The 18,307-nt window shown below is 64.2% G+C and carries 16 protein-coding genes and 2 pseudogenes; 6 read left to right on the top strand and 12 right to left on the bottom strand.

The annotated features are described in order from the left end of the window. Positions 1-149: 149 nt before the first annotated feature. From I0Q12_RS34920 to I0Q12_RS16835, 5 genes and pseudogenes are all read right to left on the bottom strand, one after another. Positions 150-626 carry a hypothetical protein gene (locus I0Q12_RS34920; protein WP_307846298.1) on the bottom strand — a complete coding sequence of 159 codons (477 nt, stop codon included), beginning with the start codon at positions 624-626 and terminating at the stop codon, positions 150-152. Between the two features lie 293 nt (positions 627-919). Next, positions 920-1,510, bottom strand: a pseudogene (locus I0Q12_RS34915) (LuxR family transcriptional regulator); the annotation flags it as partial. A 735-nt stretch (positions 1,511-2,245) separates the two neighbouring features. Beyond that, the gene (locus tag I0Q12_RS16845) at positions 2,246-2,749 is read right to left on the bottom strand and encodes an aminotransferase class III-fold pyridoxal phosphate-dependent enzyme (RefSeq protein WP_197252990.1); all 504 of its coding nucleotides are present in this window, start codon (positions 2,747-2,749) and stop codon (positions 2,246-2,248) included. 138 nt (positions 2,750-2,887) lie between these two features. Further along, the gene (locus I0Q12_RS16840) at positions 2,888-3,361 is read right to left on the bottom strand and encodes a VOC family protein (protein WP_197252989.1); all 474 of its coding nucleotides are present in this window, start codon (positions 3,359-3,361) and stop codon (positions 2,888-2,890) included. A gap of 124 nt (positions 3,362-3,485) precedes the next feature. Further along, positions 3,486-4,223, bottom strand: coding sequence for an SDR family NAD(P)-dependent oxidoreductase (locus I0Q12_RS16835; RefSeq protein WP_197252988.1), 738 nt, complete (start codon positions 4,221-4,223; stop codon positions 3,486-3,488). A gap of 226 nt (positions 4,224-4,449) precedes the next feature. Between I0Q12_RS16835 and I0Q12_RS16830 the strand changes: the two genes are divergently transcribed. Next, complete coding sequence (locus tag I0Q12_RS16830) at positions 4,450-5,232, top strand: tyrosine-protein phosphatase (RefSeq protein ID WP_197252987.1); 783 nt, start codon at positions 4,450-4,452, stop codon at positions 5,230-5,232. Between the two features lie 41 nt (positions 5,233-5,273). Here I0Q12_RS16830 and I0Q12_RS16825 read toward each other — a convergent pair whose 3' ends face one another. Then, entirely contained in the window at positions 5,274-5,822 is a 549-nt protein-coding gene (locus I0Q12_RS16825) for a nuclear transport factor 2 family protein (protein ID WP_197252986.1), read from the bottom strand. A 224-nt stretch (positions 5,823-6,046) separates the two neighbouring features. On the opposite strand from I0Q12_RS16825, the gene I0Q12_RS16820 reads away from it, so the two are divergent. Beyond that, entirely contained in the window at positions 6,047-6,235 is a 189-nt protein-coding gene (locus I0Q12_RS16820; RefSeq protein WP_197252994.1) for a ferredoxin, read from the top strand. 5 nt (positions 6,236-6,240) lie between these two features. Then, positions 6,241-7,470 carry an NAD(P)/FAD-dependent oxidoreductase gene (locus tag I0Q12_RS16815; RefSeq protein ID WP_231610838.1) on the top strand — a complete coding sequence of 410 codons (1,230 nt, stop codon included), beginning with the start codon at positions 6,241-6,243 and terminating at the stop codon, positions 7,468-7,470. Between the two features lie 54 nt (positions 7,471-7,524). On the opposite strand, the gene I0Q12_RS16810 is transcribed toward I0Q12_RS16815, so the two are convergent. Both I0Q12_RS16810 and I0Q12_RS16805 read right to left on the bottom strand, forming a co-directional pair. Next, positions 7,525-7,923 (bottom strand): nuclear transport factor 2 family protein, encoded by a 399-nt coding sequence (locus I0Q12_RS16810; RefSeq protein ID WP_197252984.1) that lies wholly within the window; start codon positions 7,921-7,923, stop codon positions 7,525-7,527. A gap of 141 nt (positions 7,924-8,064) precedes the next feature. Then, complete coding sequence (locus I0Q12_RS16805) at positions 8,065-8,859, bottom strand: enoyl-CoA hydratase-related protein (RefSeq protein ID WP_307846296.1); 795 nt, start codon at positions 8,857-8,859, stop codon at positions 8,065-8,067. Positions 8,860-9,444: 585 nt separating this feature from the next. On the opposite strand from I0Q12_RS16805, the pseudogene I0Q12_RS16800 reads away from it, so the two are divergent. Continuing rightward, positions 9,445-9,636 (top strand): annotated as a pseudogene (locus tag I0Q12_RS16800) (acetyl-CoA C-acyltransferase); the annotation flags it as partial. 1,665 nt (positions 9,637-11,301) lie between these two features. Here I0Q12_RS16800 and fahA read toward each other — a convergent pair. The 4 genes from fahA to I0Q12_RS16780 all read right to left on the bottom strand — a co-directional run bounded on the left by fahA (position 11,302) and on the right by I0Q12_RS16780 (position 15,300). After that, the gene (fahA, locus tag I0Q12_RS16795; RefSeq protein ID WP_197252982.1) at positions 11,302-12,492 is read right to left on the bottom strand and encodes a fumarylacetoacetase; all 1,191 of its coding nucleotides are present in this window, start codon (positions 12,490-12,492) and stop codon (positions 11,302-11,304) included. Then, positions 12,489-13,373: a hypothetical protein gene (locus tag I0Q12_RS16790; RefSeq protein WP_197252981.1), complete on the bottom strand. Its 885-nt coding sequence runs from the start codon at positions 13,371-13,373 to the stop codon at positions 12,489-12,491. The genes fahA and I0Q12_RS16790 overlap by 4 nt, the downstream gene beginning before the upstream one ends. Beyond that, positions 13,370-14,578 (bottom strand): homogentisate 1,2-dioxygenase, encoded by a 1,209-nt coding sequence (locus I0Q12_RS16785; protein ID WP_197252980.1) that lies wholly within the window; start codon positions 14,576-14,578, stop codon positions 13,370-13,372. Before I0Q12_RS16785 ends, I0Q12_RS16790 begins: the two co-directional genes overlap by 4 nt. 164 nt (positions 14,579-14,742) lie before the next feature. Then, positions 14,743-15,300, bottom strand: a complete 558-nt coding sequence (locus tag I0Q12_RS16780; protein WP_197252979.1) for a MarR family winged helix-turn-helix transcriptional regulator — start codon at positions 15,298-15,300, stop codon at positions 14,743-14,745. 228 nt (positions 15,301-15,528) lie between these two features. Between I0Q12_RS16780 and I0Q12_RS16775 the strand changes: the two genes are divergently transcribed. Both I0Q12_RS16775 and I0Q12_RS16770 read left to right on the top strand, forming a co-directional pair. Then, entirely contained in the window at positions 15,529-15,981 is a 453-nt protein-coding gene (locus I0Q12_RS16775) for an IclR family transcriptional regulator (protein ID WP_231610837.1), read from the top strand. A gap of 461 nt (positions 15,982-16,442) precedes the next feature. Further along, a partial coding sequence (locus I0Q12_RS16770; RefSeq protein WP_197252978.1) for a cytochrome P450 occupies positions 16,443-18,307 on the top strand: 1,865 nt, incomplete at its 3' end.

The following is an 18,307-nucleotide window of genomic DNA, read 5'->3' as shown; positions in this document are numbered from 1 at the left end:
AGCGCAAGGCAATCTGTTCGGCGTCCCCGTGCTCCGTGATGAATGCGTACAGGGCGGACAGAGCCATCGTTTCCGCTACGAAGCCTGGATTCTCCCGGTCGAGTCCCAGCTCCACAGGCCGCTTGGCCTCGTCGAATGCTTTCTGAATGTCATCGTCCGCCGGACGCTTCCAGAGCCGACGCAAACAGGCCGGTCACGGTCGAATCGGGTGATGGCTGTTCGGTGGCCGATTCGCGGTATTCGCGAAGGAGTGTGCGGGCATCGTCCGTCTGCTCGACGAGGAACCCGAGGATGCTCGCGGCGACGAGACCCATGGCCCGCTCGACCGACGGGGCGGTGACCCGATCGAGGGCACGTCGCAGCCACTGATATCCCTCCAGAACGGATCCGGATTGCTGCCAGTACGGACGCAGGGCCGTCGCCATCTCGAGTGCGACCAGCGGCTCGCCGGGGTCGGACAAACTGAAGGCGAGCGCTTCGCGGATATTGGCCTGTTCTGCCTGTGTCGTCGCGTACCACTCGACGTCCCGGCTGCTGCAGTAGTCGGAGATCCCACGCCGGGCGAGACGGAAGAAGTAATCCCGGTGACGATGCCGCACAGCCGACGCGTCCGGGGACGACGCCACCTCTCCATACCGTATTGGCGCACAGGCTCGAGCATCCGATACCGGCCCTGTGTTCCGTGAGGGCCGTTGATACGGACGATGATCGATTTTTCGACGAGCCCGATCAACGCACCGAGGACGCTGGATCCGGGTTCGGAGGGTAGGCACACCCCGACCGCAGTCTCGACCGTGAACCCTCCGGAGAAGACTGACAGTTGCTTCCACACCTGCGGTTCGTGTGGAGTGCACAAGCGGTAACTCCAGTCCACGGCGGCGTCCAACGTGCGATGGCGTGAGGGCCGCGTTTGCTCGGTGGCCGTCAGGACCTCGCTGTCCTGGAGTCGCTCTGCAATCTCCACCGGGCTGAACGTTCGGACGTTCGCCGCAGCCAGTTCGACCGCCAGGGGAAGACCCTCCAACGCTCGGGAGATCGCTGCGACCGCTTCGCGATTGTCGTCGGTGATCCGGAAGCGTGGGTCCGCTGCCGATGCTCGCTCCTCGAACAGCAACATCGCTTCACTGAGGCCGGTCACCGACTCCTGTGAGAGAGGCGGAACCGGAAAAACCTGCTCGCCCTCGACACCCAGGATGTGTCTGCTCGTCGCCAAGATCTTGAGCGCCGGCGCGGAACGCAGGAGACGAGTAATCAGCTCGGCACACGCGAGGGTGAGATGTTCGCAATTGTCGAGAACAAGGAGAAGCCGCCGATCCCGGAGATGCTCGGTCAAGAAGCCGACAGGGTCTTTCGACTCGTCCCGGACGCCCAGGACGCTACTGATCGTCGGGGCCAGCAAGCTGCCCTGCCGGAGATCGGCCAGTTCGACCAGCCACACACCGTCGGCGAAGTTGCGCCGGATTCCGCCGGCGAGCCTGAGGGCGAATCGCGTCTTTCCGACTCCACCCATGCCGGTCAGGGTCAGCAGCCGCGTGGAGGCGAGGAGATTCTTCGCGTGCGTGAGCACCTCTCGCCGGCCGACGAAGCTGGTCATCTCCACCGGCAGGTTGCCGGCCGCACGCACACTCATCCGGTAAAGATCTCACCTCGGCCAGGCTAAGGGCACTATCAACGTTGTTGAAGTCGGCAAACATCGTACAAAGGCCACCGTTACCCCGGTCGAAGATCATCACCGACTGTGTAGTTGTAACTTCCGGTTCCCGCTCAGCTTCCGCGAAGTCGAGACCTCATGCTCGAACGCGGTGCCGGGTCAGCTTCGCCATCCTCGCGGTCGACGACGACACCTTCATCACCCACCTGACGGACACGACCGGTACCTACCTGTTCCATACTTCCGACGACCGACCTCGCACTAGCCTTTTCGACTTTCTCGGGCGGAAACCGAAGGCGACGACACGCCTCGACGCCGACCATCCGTTGACCTTCAGAGAATGTCCACATAATCAACCAATACCCGGTAGCCAGCGGTGTCCTTCCGCAGTAACCGTCGCGCAGTCCTCCTTGAACGTCACCGCCCGCAGGCGAACCGAACCTTGGGCACCCGAAGTTTGCGACGCCGTAAGCGCAGAAAGCGCGAAACCTGAAGAAATGCCACGGAACTGAGACTCAGGGCAAATGGCAATTCGTGAGACAACCGACGAACCCGCTCGTCAACGAAGGCCGACATGTCACGCGATCTGAGACCCTACAAGCCGCCTCGCATCTTGGCGATGGTGCCCCGCCCGGTGTAGGCACGCGCCAGGCGCAGCGCGGTCATCGTGGCCTCGGTGCCGGACGCCGTGAATCGGATGCGTTCGAGAGACGGCAGTCGGCGCTGCAGCGCTTCGGCAAGTTGGAAGCCCAGCGTCGGGTGCGGCGAGCAGAACGTCGTTCCCCGGTCGATTTGTGCCTTCGTGGCTTCGACCACAGCGGGGTGGCAATGTCCCAGAGGCAGCAGCCAGTCACCACACATCAGGTCCAGCAGGCGGTGGCCGTCGGCATCCCAGACGTATGCGCCCTCGCCTCTTTCGACATACACGGGGTACGGACTCATGAAGCCGAGGCCACCGGGTACACCGCCCGGCACCGCCTGCTTCGACTTCTCGAACGCCACCAGCGAAGACGGAGTTCGCTCTCGATATCGTTCGACGACAGAGCCGTACCACTCGTCGAAGTCCTTCGCCCGGCCGGCTTCACGGGTTGATTGCACTTGTGCCTTTTCTCCTACTCGATGTCGTCAAACTGTCTGCTCGGGGGGATACCAGCTCTTCATGGGCGGTCCCCCTGGACTTGCTCGAAGGTGAAATGAAGCGGTCGTCGTGCATCCACGGATGCACAGGTATTCGCTCTATCGAAGTTCGCCGGTGTCGAACCAGCGCTCCAAGCGTTCCCGTTGTGCGGCGCCGACGTACTCGATGCGCACCCCGTCGGCATTTTCAGGGCTGGCGTAGAACACCGAGACAGTGCCGTCCGGTCTGCGGAAGATCGCGTCTACCGACTCGCCCTTCACCTCCAACTCTCGAAGTCTCGCTTCCGGGTCCGGCTCCCACACGCCCAGATGGTGGAGTCCCTCCCCCAGGGCGGCACCGTAGATGCCGGTGCCGCTGATCTCGATCAACTCCAGCCGGAACGGTCCTTGCCGGGAATATGTCACGCGTGCCTCCGCCGGGCCGGTCGAGCCGGAGATCCGGTCTTCCAGCTCATGCACGTGCACGGTTGTCGGCGAATTGAAGGTGTACCCCAGCTTTTCCGTGAAACGTTCGATGGCGGAATCGAGGTCGTGAACCAGGATTCCGGCGTGATAAGGAACATTCACATCCATGTGATCTCCAAGAAGGGTTGAGGGTGCCGGATCTTCGGCATGCCGCGTTGTCCCCGATCTGTGCGGCACTCGGCATCACATGATTTGTGTGCCGGGGGAAGTCGGCTTCGACCGAAGCGCGCGCTCAATGCTGGACGCGGGACAGCATGCCGCCGTCGACCACGAGGTTCACACCGGTGCAGAAGGAAGCACGCGCACTCGTCAGGAAAGCGACGGCATCGGCCACCTCTTCTCGTTGGCCGAAACGGCCGAGCGGCAACCTATCGAGTACTTTGTCGAAGACTTCGGGACGGGATGACCGCACTGCATCCCACGCACCGCCTTCGAAGAGGATCGGCCCCGGCGACACGGTGTTGACCCGGATACCTTTCGGTGCAAGCGATCGAGCCAAAGCTCCGGCATGCTGGAGGATCGCAGCCTTCATTGCGGCGAATGCGGTCGGCCCGGAGGGAAAGTCGGCGTCGAATGCACTTGTCGAGCTGATCGCCACAATCGATGCCATGTCCGACTTTTCGAGATAGGGCGTCGCTGCTTCTGCGAGGATCGCCAGCGCTCTCAAGTCTCCCCGGACGCTGATCTCCCATGCATCGTCGCCTGTCACACTGCCGGGCGAAGCATTCGAGACGACAACGTCCAGGCCGTCCATTGCTGCGGCCGCGGCCGACACGAACCCCCGGAGTGCGGTGGGATCGGAGACATCCACCGCTTCGGCGTACACCTTCGCCCCGGCCGCACGTAGTTCCGATTCCGCCTCGCGTACGCTTTCTACGTTGCGCGAGCAGATCGCGAGTGCCGCGCCTTCACGGGCGTACATTTCCGCGATCGTCCGACCGATACCACGGCTCGCGCCTGTTACCAGCACTCGCCGATCCTCGAGTCCGAGCTCCATAGTTGACCCCACTTCCGCCGAATCGCACTCGCCTGGTCATCCCCGGTAAAGTACTCTATACCTAAATAAACGATTCATCTACTGATTGTCGATCCGAAGAATCATGCACCCCGCTCGGGCGATCCGCAGCCTCGGGAACACGAACTTACTCGATTAGCATGTCGATTCGGATCACGAGCCTCACCCCAGCGGAGTCCTCATGAGCAATTCTGTCCAACCTCTCGTCCCCGCCCCACTGGTCGATACCAACCGGAAAGACTCCCGAGGATCGATCAGCGGGCTGGTCAACCTGCGCGATCTCGGTGGCCTGCCGACCACGGATGGACGTATGACGCGATCGGGCGTTCTGTACCGCAGCGACGCCCCGTACGCCTCCGATGACACCCCCGATTCTCTACCCGCCTGGCCGCCCGGCATCGTCGTCGACCTTCGATCTCACGGCGAATACACCGGTGCCCACCCCTGGATCGAATACTCGAAAGTGGTTCAGATCCCCGTTCTGCGCGACGCAGCCGTGGTGACGGACGCCGACACTCTCACCAGGCCGACCGCCAAGCACTTGGAGAGGATCTACAACGACATCCTCGATGCCCACCCCGATCGACTGGCCGGAGTGGTCGAACTTGCCGCACGGGAGGCCGGCCCAGTACACGTCCACTGCGCTGCAGGCAAAGATCGCACCGGAGTGACGGTCGCCATCCTGCTCCTGACAGCTACTGTGAGCGCCGAGGCCATCGTGCAGGATTACACCGCGACGGCGGAGAACATGGATGCGCTGATGACACGGCTGGAAGCACTCGGCAGACGCAAGTCCGGCACGCCGCGACCCTCGCCGTCGATGCTTACGGCACCAGCCGCCTTGATAGAGATGGTGATCGACCGAGTCGCCGGTCATCAGGACGGCGTCGAAGGCTGGCTCGACGAGCACGGCTGCCCCCGGGATTCGGTGGATGCCTGGCGCCGTCGCTTCGTCGGCGGATAAGCAGCGTCGAAACACGAACAACGCGGTTCTTGCGCCGCGGTTCAGGCTTCCGCTCGGCATCTTTCCACCGGACCCAGGTGCGGTGCTTCATCGTCTGCGAGCGGACGAACGGCCCTGATCGGCTCACCGACGTAGACTTCCTCCCCCAACAGCAGGCCGCCATCCGAAATCGGCCAGACGACCACCGATCGGTACTCCACGAGGTACCAGGCACCCTGGTCCGTTACTCCGCGGACCCCGCGGGAGGACAGCACTTCGCCCGAGTATGCGTGCCGGAAGATTCCCTCCGTGACGACAGCACTCGGCCCCGGAACGACACGTTCTATCGCGTACTCGAGTCGGTTGCGACCCAATTTCACCGACTCTTGGTAGTAGGCACGCACCGCGGCGGCTCCCGACGGTCCCGGAGAAGTCGTCGCACCCCAATAGTGGTATACGGGGTCGTCTACGAGTGTTGCCATGAGGGCATCGAGGTCGCCACGAACTTCTGCGTCGACGTGGCGGGCGACGAGCTCCAAGTTTGACCGCAGTCGCGGGTCGGGCTCTGTCGCCGCAGCCTCGGTGAGAAGACGCCAGGACGCCGCGGCCATCGGATGAACTGATGCGGTGGTCACCGAGTCACACTCCCTTGATCGTATTCGTGAGCCTGCCGCCGACCCCGATCGGCCGCCGTCGAGCAGTCGACGTCCTCGCAGGGACAGGATTCGGAACGAGGTCTACCTAGCAAATAATCTAGAATGCAACTATAGTTCGATAGACATTATATGAGAAGAGTTACTGGCGCTCTCACACGCCAGGACGGGAGGCGTTGGCTGTGCACGTTCTCATCAAAGACACCTGCCAGGGATGCGGCACCTGTGAGGCCGCGGTACCGACCATCTTCCAAGTGAACGACGAAGGCACCGCAGTAGCTCTCACGGACCTGGTCCCCACCGATCTCGAACAGGCGGTACGTGAGGCTGCGTACGAGTGCCCTACAGAGTCGATCAGCATCTCGGAGTAACGGTGATGGACAGACTTGTCGTCGTCGGCGCATCCTTGGCCGGCCTACGTGCCGTCGAAAGCGCTCGACGAATCGGATTCACCGGAGAGATCGTGCTCGTAGGCGACGAAGACCGACTGCCGTACGATCGTCCTCCACTCTCCAAAGCGGCACTCGCCGCCGAATCGAGCGAGGATATCCCACCCCTGCGCGCCGAGTCCGTACTGCGCGACGACCTGGGCGTGACCCTGACCCTGGGGAGTCCCGCCACCGCGCTGGACGTGGTCGATCAGGTCGTCTACGCAGGAGGCGAAAGAATCCGCTACTCGGCAGCAGTTCTCGCGACCGGCTGCCGGACAAGGACACTACCCGAGGTCGCATCACATCCAGCCGTCCACGTATTGCGCACCGCCGACGATGCATTCGCGTTGCGCAAGGCCCTCGACGGCGCGCGGACGCTCGCCGTAGTCGGCGCAGGCTTCATCGGCTCGGAAGTGGCCTCGGTAGCACGTGCACGGGGCATCGATGTCACCATCGTCGAAAGTTCCGGAGCTCCCCTCGCGCACGCGGTGGGCGCCGGACCCGGCGCGCTGCTGACACAACTTCACGAACAGAACGGAACACGTGTCCTGCTCGACAGCACGGTCGCGACCGTCACCGACCGGGGTACAGGTGCCGGTCTCGTTCTGACGGACGGGCGCGTCGTGGACGCCGACGTCATCGTCCTGGCAATCGGGGTGGTTCCCAATATCGAATGGCTGACTTCATCGGGACTCGATCTCGGTGACGGCATTCTCTGTGGCGCAGATCTGGGCGTGGGTGTGAAAGGGGTGGCCGCCGCCGGAGACGTCTGCAACTGGCCGGATCATCGATGGGGTCGCCGCTTTCGTATGGAACATTGGACCAATGCCGCCGAGCAAGGGGCACATGCCGCTCGGACGGCGCTTCGTCTGGACGTTGCCGAGCCTTTCTCGACGATGCCGTACTTCTGGTCGGAGTGGTACGGGGTGAAGATCCAACAGGTCGGTCGGGTCGATTGCGACGAGCATCTCGTGGTCGGTGATCACGAGAGCAATCGTTATGTCGTGCTCTACGGCCACGGTGGAACGCTGTTGGGTGCACTCACGGTAGGGCGACCCGGTGAGACCATGAAACTCCGCCGCTTGATCGAGCAGCGCGTGGATTGGGCCGAGGCCGTTGCGTTTGCGCGCAGCCGCACGATTTCCGCGGGTACCACCGGATTACCGTCCTCGTGAGCGCCTGACGGCGACAGGGCCGCGGCGCTCTCCCAACTGCGAGAGCGCCGTAGGTCACGTTGCTTTCACCGCTTCTTCCTTGCGAACCCGCCAGGTAGCGAAATCGGCGTAGTCACGCACCGCAGCGATCAGACCCTTGCGCAATTGGAACACGCCGGTGCACTCGATCGCGGCTTCGTTGTCGCCGAACCAGAAACGATCAACCCGTTCGACGAAAGCCACGTCGTTGGCGACCGCGAAGCCCACCACTTCCCATCGCACCCGGTCTGCCTCGCTGAGCGACTTCTGCAACGCTGCCACGACCGCGTCGCGGCCTTCGATCGCAGGGTAGGGCACCAGCAACTGGTACGTGACGTCGTCGGTAAGGAATTTCCCGGCGGCCATCGCATCGCGCGCGTTGATTGCGGCAAAGAACGCAGCGATGGGGGTAGGCATTTCGGTCGAGCCGGTCATGAGACCTCCGTAGTGGTCGGGACGAAGCAGTCCTCCGATAGGTCGATCGTCATTTCGGGCAAGGACTTGCAGATGCCTGTCCGGCGCTGGACGGGGGGTCTCCGGTGGGCGACACCCGATCCACCGGAGACCCAGATCTCGTCAGCGGCTCCGGGTACCGGAACCCAACCCCTCCCGACTTGCGGAGACCGCACCGCGAAAGTCGGGGCGACGCTTCTCCATCCGCGCCCGACCAGCTTCCTTTGCTTCACGAGATCGGAACGCCACGGCCTGGGCGAGTGCCTCCTGCTCGACTGCCCGCTCGAACGATGTCTCGAACGAGGCGTTGATCGACTTCTTCATCATCGCGAAGGCCTGGGTCGGACCGGCTGCCAGACGCTCTGCCCACGACTCGACAAGACTGTCGAGCTCCGCGTCCGGGACGACCCGGTCGGCGATCCCCAGTTCGGCCGCCTCCGTGCCCGAGATCCGTTCACCGAAGAACGCCAGTTCCTTCGCCTTCGCAAGGCCCACCCGTCGGGGCAGTGACCACGTCCCGCCCCCGTCCACCGAGATCCCCAGATCGGCGAACATCTCACCGAAGAGCGCTCCTTCGCCGGCAAGCACGAAGTCGCAGCACAACGCGAAGTTGGCGCCGAATCCCATCGCAGGGCCGTTCACTTTCGCGATTGTGGGCTTGGGAAGTCCCTGAACGAGAGTGCAGAGCTGTCCCACCCGGCGCATGAAGGTCATCTCGTCAGGCAGAAGTGGCGCCGACAAGTCCATACCGGAGCAGAACGAATCTCCTGCCCCGGTAACCACGAGGACTCGGTCTTGTGCAGATCGCGCAACGTCCTCGACTGCAGCAATCGCTTCTTCGACCAGTTCGGTTGTGAGCGAGTTCTTCCGATGGGGCCTGTTCAGTTCGAGCGTTGCGACAGCCTCATACCGCCGCACCAGTACGTTGTGCACACCAACTCCAAGTCAGTAGGACCGATGCCATTCACCTTCGGGCGGGGCGACCGAGCGTCGGTGTCGGCACCGGCAGCGCAGAATGCCCTCCCCATGAACATTACTCTATAGATAGATTATTATACATTCATGTATCTCGTCAGCGAGTGACGCTCGAGTGACGCTGATGTATAGCTCCTCCATCACTTCTCGAGGAGCGAAGACTGTCGCGTCGGCGTGACGAAATGGGCAGACTCAGTTACTCTACAGCTAGAGTATTTCTCTAGTGGAATCAGGGAAGGTCTCGATGCGCACAGCACTTCTCGCTGGTGCCGCTCTTGTGAACCGGCGCTGCTTCGGGGCTCGGCACGGCCATTGCGCAGCGCCTCACCGACCCTGGCGTGATCATGTTCGGCCTCGATCTCGCGCAGTCCAACGAGCGGGTGGACGGCCGTTGCACTCCACGGACGTCACCAACGCAGACGAGACACGGGCTGCGGTCGACCCGCTCGGCGAGTCGGGTGTGCCGCTGCGCGCCACAACGAACCGAATACCCGTCGTAGGCCCGCGACTCGGAAGGACCGGCTCATCATGAACCCTTTGGAACGGATTGTCGTCGTTGACGGTGCACGTACTCCGATCGGCAGCTTCGGCGGAGCCCTGAAGGACTTGCCGGCCCACGAACTCGGCGCCGTCGCCGTCAAAGCCGCTCTCGAGCGTGCGGCGGTGGCAGCCGAGGATATCGACGAAGTGGTGATGGGCTGCATCGGGCAGGTCGGGCCGCCCCTCCTGCGCCGCATTCACTGAACCGATTCACGCAACGAGGAGGGACCTATGAAGAAGCGAGTGCCCACACGGACCGACCTCTCGCCGGAGCATCAACCACTCACCGAACGTGACCTCGCCATCGTCCTCGAGGCGCTCACCGGTGAAAAGTTGAGTGGGAAGCGCGATTACCAATCTGCACGCCTCAACCGAAAGCGAAGAGCATTGAACCCACGATGAGCATGCCTGTCCACGGCGTTTCGCCTAGCGGACATGGTGGATGGGGCAGCTCCGAGTCACATGCGGTGTCCCCGGCGACCTTCCGGGAATGCGCTGTCGAAGCACCACCCGGCGGTATTGATCGGGTAGGAATTCACAGCGAAGCCGTAATTGCTGTGCACACCGGGGACATATCCACGCCGGCCGACACCGCTGTTGCAGATGTGATCTCCGACGTCGATCCGCACACTCCCAGGAACACCTCTTGGACAATTCGGACGCGTGTGCACCGGCGATACCCGGTGGAAGGATCCCGCCTATTGTTGCGAGGGCAGCTGCTCCTGCAATGATTGCGGTCGAACATCGTGTGGTGGAGGCACTTTGCGCCCCGATGCTTGCTCATGACTGTTCGCTGGGTGGGTCGAGATGGTTCGGTCGCTATCTCACGCGAAGCGACTGCATATAGGCACGTATCGCCGCCTACGGTGTCTGGTGATCGCCTCTGCCGAACGAGACGCCATAGCGGTTCGGGAACGAACCGAACGAGCAACGACCGAGTTTCCCGTGGACATAATCGTTTTCCGGAGTCCGGACGATAGTCGTACCGACCGGATGGCGCAATCAAGCGGCGCGGGGCATCCGCGCCATCGAGACTTCGCCGCCGCGCTGCCGGTCCCCTCCCTCGCTCGCAGCGAGGGCGAACACCGGAAGTCTCTGGTTGCGTCCCCGCCGCCACACAACCACCCGACTGTGGCCCGTCGGCGGTTCGCCCGAAACCCAGGCGTACAACCACGGTCCCGCGTCGAGTTCGATGATTGCCAAAATCGCGGACTCCTCATCACGACTCGAACCACTACGCGTCATCGCCTTCCACGAGACGACGGTTCCGAACCCACTTACGGAAACTGGAAACAACTCCACTCCACCGCAGGACCGGCAGGCCGGTGGCAATGGCGAGACCAGCGTCTTACATCTGCAACAGCGCCACACCGGGAATCTCACGTCGGATGGTGCGGACGTCGTCGGGGGAGGCTGCGGGTCGTACATCACGGTCCTTCGAGCTGTGGATGCGGCCGCCTTCAGGGTGCGGTGCCGGTGGAACAGCCGCCACGACAGAAATACGGATCGACCTACCTATCTCCCCCGCGCGTTCCGCCCCGGAAGTGCCCGGATATACGGATACGAACGTGATCGTCGGGCCGGCCCAGCCCGCCCTGCAATCGAGGCCATCGAGACCGATACCCTGCTTTCGCCATCGAATGGGCGCCCTCTAGCCCACCCTCCGCTAGGACCTTCTCCACGCATGGCACGGATTGCCGACACGCGACGACCGTTGACGGATCGGACCCCATCGAGGAGTGATGCCCGGGACCTCGTGGGTCCCGGGCATCACTCTTGTGGTCCGACGTTCGCTCCAGAGGCGCTCCGGCTACTGCGCGGACCTGGTCTCGATGAAGACCGGGTTCAGTTGCCGGCGCCGCTGGCGGGCAGGATCCGGGTGCGGACCTCGCCGAAGCCGATCCGGGAGCCGTTCGGGCCGGGTGCGGTCGCCGAGATCGCGATCTCGTCGCCGTCCTCGATGAACGTGCGGGTCTCGTCGCCGACCTGAACGGGTTCGGCTCCACCCCACGTGAGTTCGATGAACGCGCCGCGCTGGTTCTTCTCCGGGCCGGAGATGGTGCCGGAGCCGAACAGGTCACCGGTGCGGGTCGCGGCGCCGTTGACGGACGTGTGCGCGAGCATCTGCGCGGGCGACCAGTACATCTGCGCGTACGGCGGGCGGCTGACGACGACCCCGTTCCATTCGACCTCGAGGTCGATGTCCAGGCCCCACTTCTCGTTGCCCTGCAGGTACGGCAGCGGTTCCGGATCCTGCACCGGGGTGTCGATGCGGGCGGCTTCGAGTGCGGCGAGCGGCACGACCCACGGGGAGATCGACGTCGCGAACGACTTGCCGAGGTTCGGGCCGAGCGGCACGTACTCCCAGGCCTGGATGTCGCGGGCGGACCAGTCGTTGAGGATGACCGCGCCGAAGCAGTGCTCGGCGAACTCGTCCGGCTTGATCTGCGAGCCCATCGGGCTGCCGACACCGACGATGAACCCCATCTCGGCTTCGATGTCGAGGCGGATGGACGGACCGAAGACCGGCGCCGGATCGTTCGGGCCCTTGCGCTGGCCGCACGGGCGCACGATGTCGACACCCGAGGTGACCACCGTCGACGACCGGCCGTGGTAGCCGACGGGAAGGTGCTTCCAGTTCGGCATCAGCGGATCGGGGTTCTGCGGGCGGAACAACCGTCCGAGGTTCGACGCGTGGTTCTCCGACGCGTAGAAGTCGACGTAGTCCGCGACCTCGATCGGAAGGTGCAGCGTCACGTCCGCGATCGGGAACACCGCGTCGTCCGCGACCTCCCCGGACACGAGTTCCTTGATGGCGGAACGCACTTCGTCCCAGCGACGGCGGCCCTGTGCCATAAAGGCATTGAGCGACGGCTCGGCGAAGACCACGTCGTCCTCGAAGACCCGGCTCAGGTCGAGCACCGTGTCGCCGACGCGGACGCCGACGCGCGGTTCGGAGTCCTCGGTGGAGAAGATGCCGTAGGGAAGGTTGTCGATGCCGAAGAGCGAACCCTCGGGAATGTCGATGACGGTCATGCGGGTGATCCTTCGGTAATCGGGAGAACGGTTGCGGGCACCAGGCCGAGGTCGATCAGATCGACGAGCGGTTCGACGATGCTGCAGGTACCGAACGACCGGAACCGGCTGCGCACCTCGGTGATACGTGCCGGCGACAGCGCGGAGAGGCGGGTGGCGACGGCGGCACCGTCGCGGTCGGCGAGCACCGTCACGAGGCCGGCCACGTCCGCGCCGTCCAGCGCGGCATCGACCGCTGCGAGCACGTTGAGGAAGCCGTGCTGCTCGAAACCGGTGTGCGGGTCCGTGTTCCGGATCGCGTGGTGCAGGCCCGCGGTCGCCTTGAACGGCACTCCGGCGGTGACCGCGGTCCGGATGGCCTCGGCGAGTTCGGTTTCGTCCGGGTATGCCTCGGCGACGACACCGCCGGTGCGGAACTTGGCCGCGTTCGGCGTCCCGGCGAGCCCCGTCAGGAGGGCGGACCGACGGTCGTCGCGGGGCACCTCGACGAACAGTGCGACGCCGGGGAGTTCGGCGGCGACAACGTCGAGCGCAGCGAGGAATTCGTCGGCGCTGCTGTCGGCGGGAACCGCGATCTCCGCTGCCTCGACGGTCACGCCGTCGAGTTCACGCAGCCGAGCCACCGCGGCGGACACGGTCGCGGGACCACCCGGAGCCGTGATGCTCAGGGCGAGTTCGCCACCGAGCGGACGGGATTCGAGCGACTCGACCAGTTCTTCGATGCGCGGAACGGGAAAGACGAACAGCCCCACCAGATCCGAGTAGTCGGAGATACGGTGTCCGGCGTGCGCCGGCAGTGCCTGCTCCAGCGGGGCATTGCCCGGCGGGAAGAGTGCGGCGTCGTCACACAGTCCGGTGAGCAGAGTTCCGAGATTTGTCACTTGCCTGCACCTCGATTGCGGTTCCAGCTTCCGGCGTAGGTGGTGTCCTCGCACGCGAACGCACCCTCGCCGAGTTCGAGCGGGCGGAACGTGTCGACCATGACGGCGAGTTCGTCGAAGAACTCGACGCCGATGCTGCGCTCGTATGCGCCGGGCTGCGGGCCGTGCGCGTGCCCACCCGGGTGGACCGAGATGGAGCCCTGCCCGATGCCGGATCCCTTGCGGGCCTCGTAGTCGCCGCCGCAGTAGAACATGATCTCGTCGGAGTCGACGTTGGAGTGGTAGTACGGCACCGGGACGGCGAGCGGGTGGTAGTCCACCTTGCGCGGCACGAAGTTGCAGATGACGAAGTTGTTGCCCTCGAACGCCTGGTGTGCCGGCGGCGGCTGGTGCACGCGACCGGTGATGGGCTCGTAGTCGTGGATGGAGAAGGTGTACGGGTAGAGGCAGCCGTCCCAGCCGACCACGTCGAACGGGTGCGTGGGCACGACGTAGCGGGTGCCGACGATGCCGTGCGACGTGCGGTGCTTGACGAGCACCTCCACCTCGCCCTCGAGGTTCTCGACCTCGACGAGGGCGGTCGGGCCGTGCAGGTCGCGCTCGCAGAACGGGGAGTTCTCGAGGAACTGGCCGAACCGCGACAGGTAACGCTTCGGCGGCACGATGTGGCTGTTGGCCTCGATGACGTAGGCGCGCAGCGGCTCGTCGCCGGTGGGGATCCAGCGGTGCGTCGTCGCCATCGGCAGCAGCACGTAGTCGCCGGACTTCGCCTCGAGCGTGCCGAAGACGGTTTCGACTGTGGCCGTGCCGGATTCGACGTAGACCATCTCGTCGCCGACGACGTTGCGGTACAGCGGCGATTCCTTCTTCGACACCACGTACGAGATGCGCACGTCGGCGTTGCCGAGGATCAGGCGGCGGCCGGTGACGACGTCGGTGTCCGCCCACAGGTTCTCGGGGAACAGGTCGTGGAGCTTGAGGTGCCGCGGCGTGAGCGGGTGATTCGGCGTGGTCGTCTGGTCCGGCAGGTCCCACACGGTCGCGTCGACGATCGCCGACGGGATGTGCCGGTGGTACAGCAGCGACGAGTCGGACGAGAAGCCCTCCTCGCCCATCAGCTCCTCGTAGTAGAGGTTGCCGTTCTCGTCGCGGTGCTGGGTGTGACGCTTCGGCGGGATGACGCCGAGCTGTCGGTAGAACGCCATGGGGTTCAGCTCCTCGCAGGTTCCTCAGGCCGATCGAGGCGGTTGCGCCCCGGTGTTAATAAACACATTAACTAGTTTTCCGGGACGAAAGCAACCACGGAACGGTCACGAGGTCGTGACGATCGGAGTATCCACACCCTTGACCGAGCACGGAGCTCCCGCGATCAGTTACGTCCGCGCACGTCGAACTGGCTGCGGTTCGTGATCAGCTTGTTCAGGAGCATGACGAGGATCTGCTGTTCGGCCTCGGTCAGCACCTCGACCCACGCCGCCTCGCGCTCGTTCTGCGCGCGGAACGCCTCGGAGATCTCGCGCTCCCCCGCCTCGGTGAGCGACAACTGCACCGATCGGCCGTCGTGACTCGCCGGCGTCCGCTCCAGGAGACCTGCCTCGACCAGCGGTTTTGCCAGATTCGACACGGCCGCGCGGCTCATGCCGGTCAGCCGTGCGGCGCCCTTCGGTTCGATCGGCCCGGCCAGCCACACGACGAACAGCAGGCGGTACGCGGACCACGACCGTCCGTTGGGCCGGTGCACGGTGGATTCGAGGTCGTAGGTGACGACGTCCGACGCCCGGTTCAGGGTGAGCAGCACCTCGGTGGCATTGCGGTGGTAGTCGCCGTATCTGCTGCCCAGCCGGCTTTTCGCGAGTTCGACGAACGACCAGTAGTCGAGCGAGTCCGGCGCTGCCGATCCCCCAACCTCGCTCTGCCCACCATCCATGGGGCCCACACTATCGCGGCTACTTGTGGAGATATTCGAGGCCGACGATTTCCGGGAATTCACCAAGATAGTATATCCATTAACTACCTCGCCCCGCCGATACGTCTGCCAGGAGACTGCACCCGCGCGCCGCGATGAGCATTGCACTGCGACAGTTACCGCTCCACTCGGAAAATTCTGTAGAAAGGACTCGGACAGACAGCCCCGGCCGGCCCGAGAAGGACCCACATGAGCACCTTGCAGACGCTCGATCGTGGGCTGCGCGCACTCGACATCGTGTCCCAGTCGCCATCCGGAATCTCTGTAGCGGACCTGTCCCGCGAACTCGATGTGCACCGAGCTATCTGCTATCGAATCGTCGCCACTCTCGAAGAGCATTCGCTGGTCGCCCGGGCCTCGGACGGCCGGATACGCCTGGGCGCCGCCGCGGTGGTGCTCGCGTCGAGATTCGAACCGCAGTTCGCGGTCGAGGTGAATCCGATACTGCACACGCTCGCCGACGAGACCCGCGCGACGGCATTCGTGTCCGTCGCCCAAGGGCAGAACTGCGTCGTAATCATGGTCGCCGAGCCGGAAGGCACGCTGCTGCGGGTGGGCTATCGCGTCGGTAGTAGCCATCCGATCGACCGCGGCGCCGCAGGCATCGCGATCCTCGCCCTGCGACCCGAATCGCCGGGGTGACTCCGAGGCGGTACGCCGAGCTCGGGCCGACGGCTACAGCCTCACCCGCGGCCAGCTCGAGCACGGCGCAGTCGGTATCGCGTCCGGTATCGCACTCCCACAGGGAGTCGGGCCGGGCGCCGGCCTCGAACGGAGCGTCGGCGTCGTTGCAATAGACGGCCTTGACACCGAACGCGCGGCGCAGGCGGTCATGCGCACCGCCCGCGAAATCGAGCGCCTCATCAACGTCTGACGCTCCCCACAACAGCTTTCCCTCGCGAAGCTGCGCACTCACACCGCAGCAACGTCCACATCGTGGTACCCGTCTCCCCGCGACAGTCCCGTTCACCGTTCCCTGGGCCGCACTTGACCGCGAATGTGACCACGCTTACCCTGATCGAAGTTCGCTCACAGTTACATGTTGTGCGTTATTAGTAACTTCGCAGCTCAATGCGAGTCCAACACAGACGGAGATGCAAGCCATGAGCGCATGCCCGATCGATCACACGGCCCTTCAGACCGCGGGCTGCCCGATTTCCGCGAATGCCGCCGCCTTCGATCCCTTCACCGGCCCGTACCAGGTGGACCCTGCGGCGTCGCTGCGCTGGTCGCGCGATGAGGAGCCGGTGTTCTACAGCCCGGAACTCGGATACTGGGTCGTGACCAGGTATGAAGACGTCAAGGCCGTCTTTCGCGACAACATCCTGTTCTCGCCGTCGATCGCACTCGAGAAGATCACTCCGGTCTCGGACGAGGCGACCGCGACGCTCGCGAAGTACGACTACGCGATGGCGCGCACTCTCGTGAACGAGGACGAACCCGCGCACATGCCGCGACGACGGGCGCTGATGGACCCGTTCACCCCCAAGGAACTCGTCCACCACGAGCCGATGGTTCGCCGGCTCACCCGCGAGTACGTCGATCGCTTCATCGAGTCCGGAAAAGCCGACCTCGTCGACGAAATGCTGTGGGAGGTCCCGCTCACCGTGGCGCTGCACTTCCTCGGCGTGCCGGAAGAAGACATGGATACGATGCGCAAGTACTCGATCGCGCACACCGTGAACACCTGGGGCCGGCCGGCACCCGAGCAGCAGGTTGCGGTCGCCGAGGCCGTCGGCAAATTCTGGCAGTACGCAGGCCAGGTCCTCGAGAAGATGCGCAAGGACCCATCCGGCCACGGCTGGATGCCGTTCGGAATCCGGGTCCAGCAGGAGCAGCCCGACGTCGTCACCGACTCCTACCTGCATTCGATGATGATGGCGGGAATCGTTGCAGCACACGAGACTACAGCCAATGCATCCGCGAACGCCTTCCGCCTGCTGCTCGAGAACCGCAGCGTGTGGGAGGAGATCTGCGCCGACCCGAGCCTGATCCCCAATGCCGTCGAGGAGTGCCTGCGCCACTCGGGTTCGGTCGCCGCGTGGCGCCGCCTGGTCACCGCCGACACCACGATCGGTGGCATCGCGATTCCCGAAGGCTCGAAGTTGCTGATCGTGACGTCATCCGCGAACCACGACGAGCGTCATTTCGACAACGCCGACGACTTCGACATCCGCCGGGAGAACTCGAGCGATCACCTGACCTTCGGGTACGGCAGTCACCAGTGCATGGGTAAGAACCTGGCACGCATGGAGATGCAGATCTTCCTCGAGGAGTTCACCAAGCGCCTCCCCCACATGGAACTGGTCCCGGATCAGGAGTTCACCTACCTGCCTAACACGTCGTTCCGCGGCCCCGATCACGTGTGGGTGCAGTGGGACCCGGAGAAGAATCCCGAACGTGCCGATCCGTCGATCCTCGATGATCGCCGTCCAGTGAAGATCGGAGAACCGTCGAAGACCGGCATTTCACGCACCGTGTCGGTCGACTCCATCACCCCCGCCGCCGACGGCGTCGTGCGCGTGCGCCTGTCCGATCCGTCGGGCAGGCCGCTACCCAAGTGGACTCCGGGATCGCATATCGACGTCGAACTCGGCGACCTGTCTCGGCAGTACTCGCTGTGCAGCAATCCGAATGACCTGTCGCACTATGAAATCGCAGTGCTGGAGGAACCCGCAAGCCGCGGCGGCTCCCGCTACGTGCACCACACGCTGCGTGCCGGCGACACCCTGAAGATGCGCGGTCCGCGCAACCACTTCAAGCTCGACCCGGATGCCCGGCGCTACATCTTTGTGGCGGGCGGAATCGGCGTCACCCCGATCGTCGCGATGGCCGACCACGCCAAAGCATCCGGGAAGGATTACGAGATCCACTACTGCGGAAGAGATGTCGCAACAATGGCGCTGCTCGACCGACTCTCGGACGAGCACGGCGACAGGCTGGTGGTGCACTCGGGTGCGGCGGGCAA

Source organism: Rhodococcus sp. CX (assembly GCF_015865005.1).
GTDB lineage: Bacteria > Actinomycetota > Actinomycetes > Mycobacteriales > Mycobacteriaceae > Rhodococcus.
Note: the sequence above shows the minus strand (reverse complement) of the source record. Positions and strands in the feature narration are given on the sequence as shown.

What these genes read in the sequence shown, in the direction of transcription:
- I0Q12_RS16840 (WP_197252989.1), bottom strand. Translation starts at nt 3,361, where the DNA reads ATGGATGTGAATGTTCCTTATCACGCCGGAATCCTGGTTCACGACCTC.
- I0Q12_RS16830 (WP_197252987.1), top strand. Translation starts at nt 4,450, where the DNA reads ATGAGCAATTCTGTCCAACCTCTCGTCCCCGCCCCACTGGTCGATACC.
- I0Q12_RS16825 (WP_197252986.1), bottom strand. Translation starts at nt 5,822, where the DNA reads ATGGCCGCGGCGTCCTGGCGTCTTCTCACCGAGGCTGCGGCGACAGAG.
- I0Q12_RS16815 (WP_231610838.1), top strand. Translation starts at nt 6,241, where the DNA reads ATGGACAGACTTGTCGTCGTCGGCGCATCCTTGGCCGGCCTACGTGCC.
- I0Q12_RS16810 (WP_197252984.1), bottom strand. Translation starts at nt 7,923, where the DNA reads ATGACCGGCTCGACCGAAATGCCTACCCCCATCGCTGCGTTCTTTGCC.
- fahA (WP_197252982.1), bottom strand. Translation starts at nt 12,492, where the DNA reads ATGACCGTCATCGACATTCCCGAGGGTTCGCTCTTCGGCATCGACAAC.
- I0Q12_RS16785 (WP_197252980.1), bottom strand. Translation starts at nt 14,578, where the DNA reads ATGGCGTTCTACCGACAGCTCGGCGTCATCCCGCCGAAGCGTCACACC.
- I0Q12_RS16780 (WP_197252979.1), bottom strand. Translation starts at nt 15,300, where the DNA reads ATGGATGGTGGGCAGAGCGAGGTTGGGGGATCGGCAGCGCCGGACTCG.
- I0Q12_RS16775 (WP_231610837.1), top strand. Translation starts at nt 15,529, where the DNA reads ATGAGCACCTTGCAGACGCTCGATCGTGGGCTGCGCGCACTCGACATC.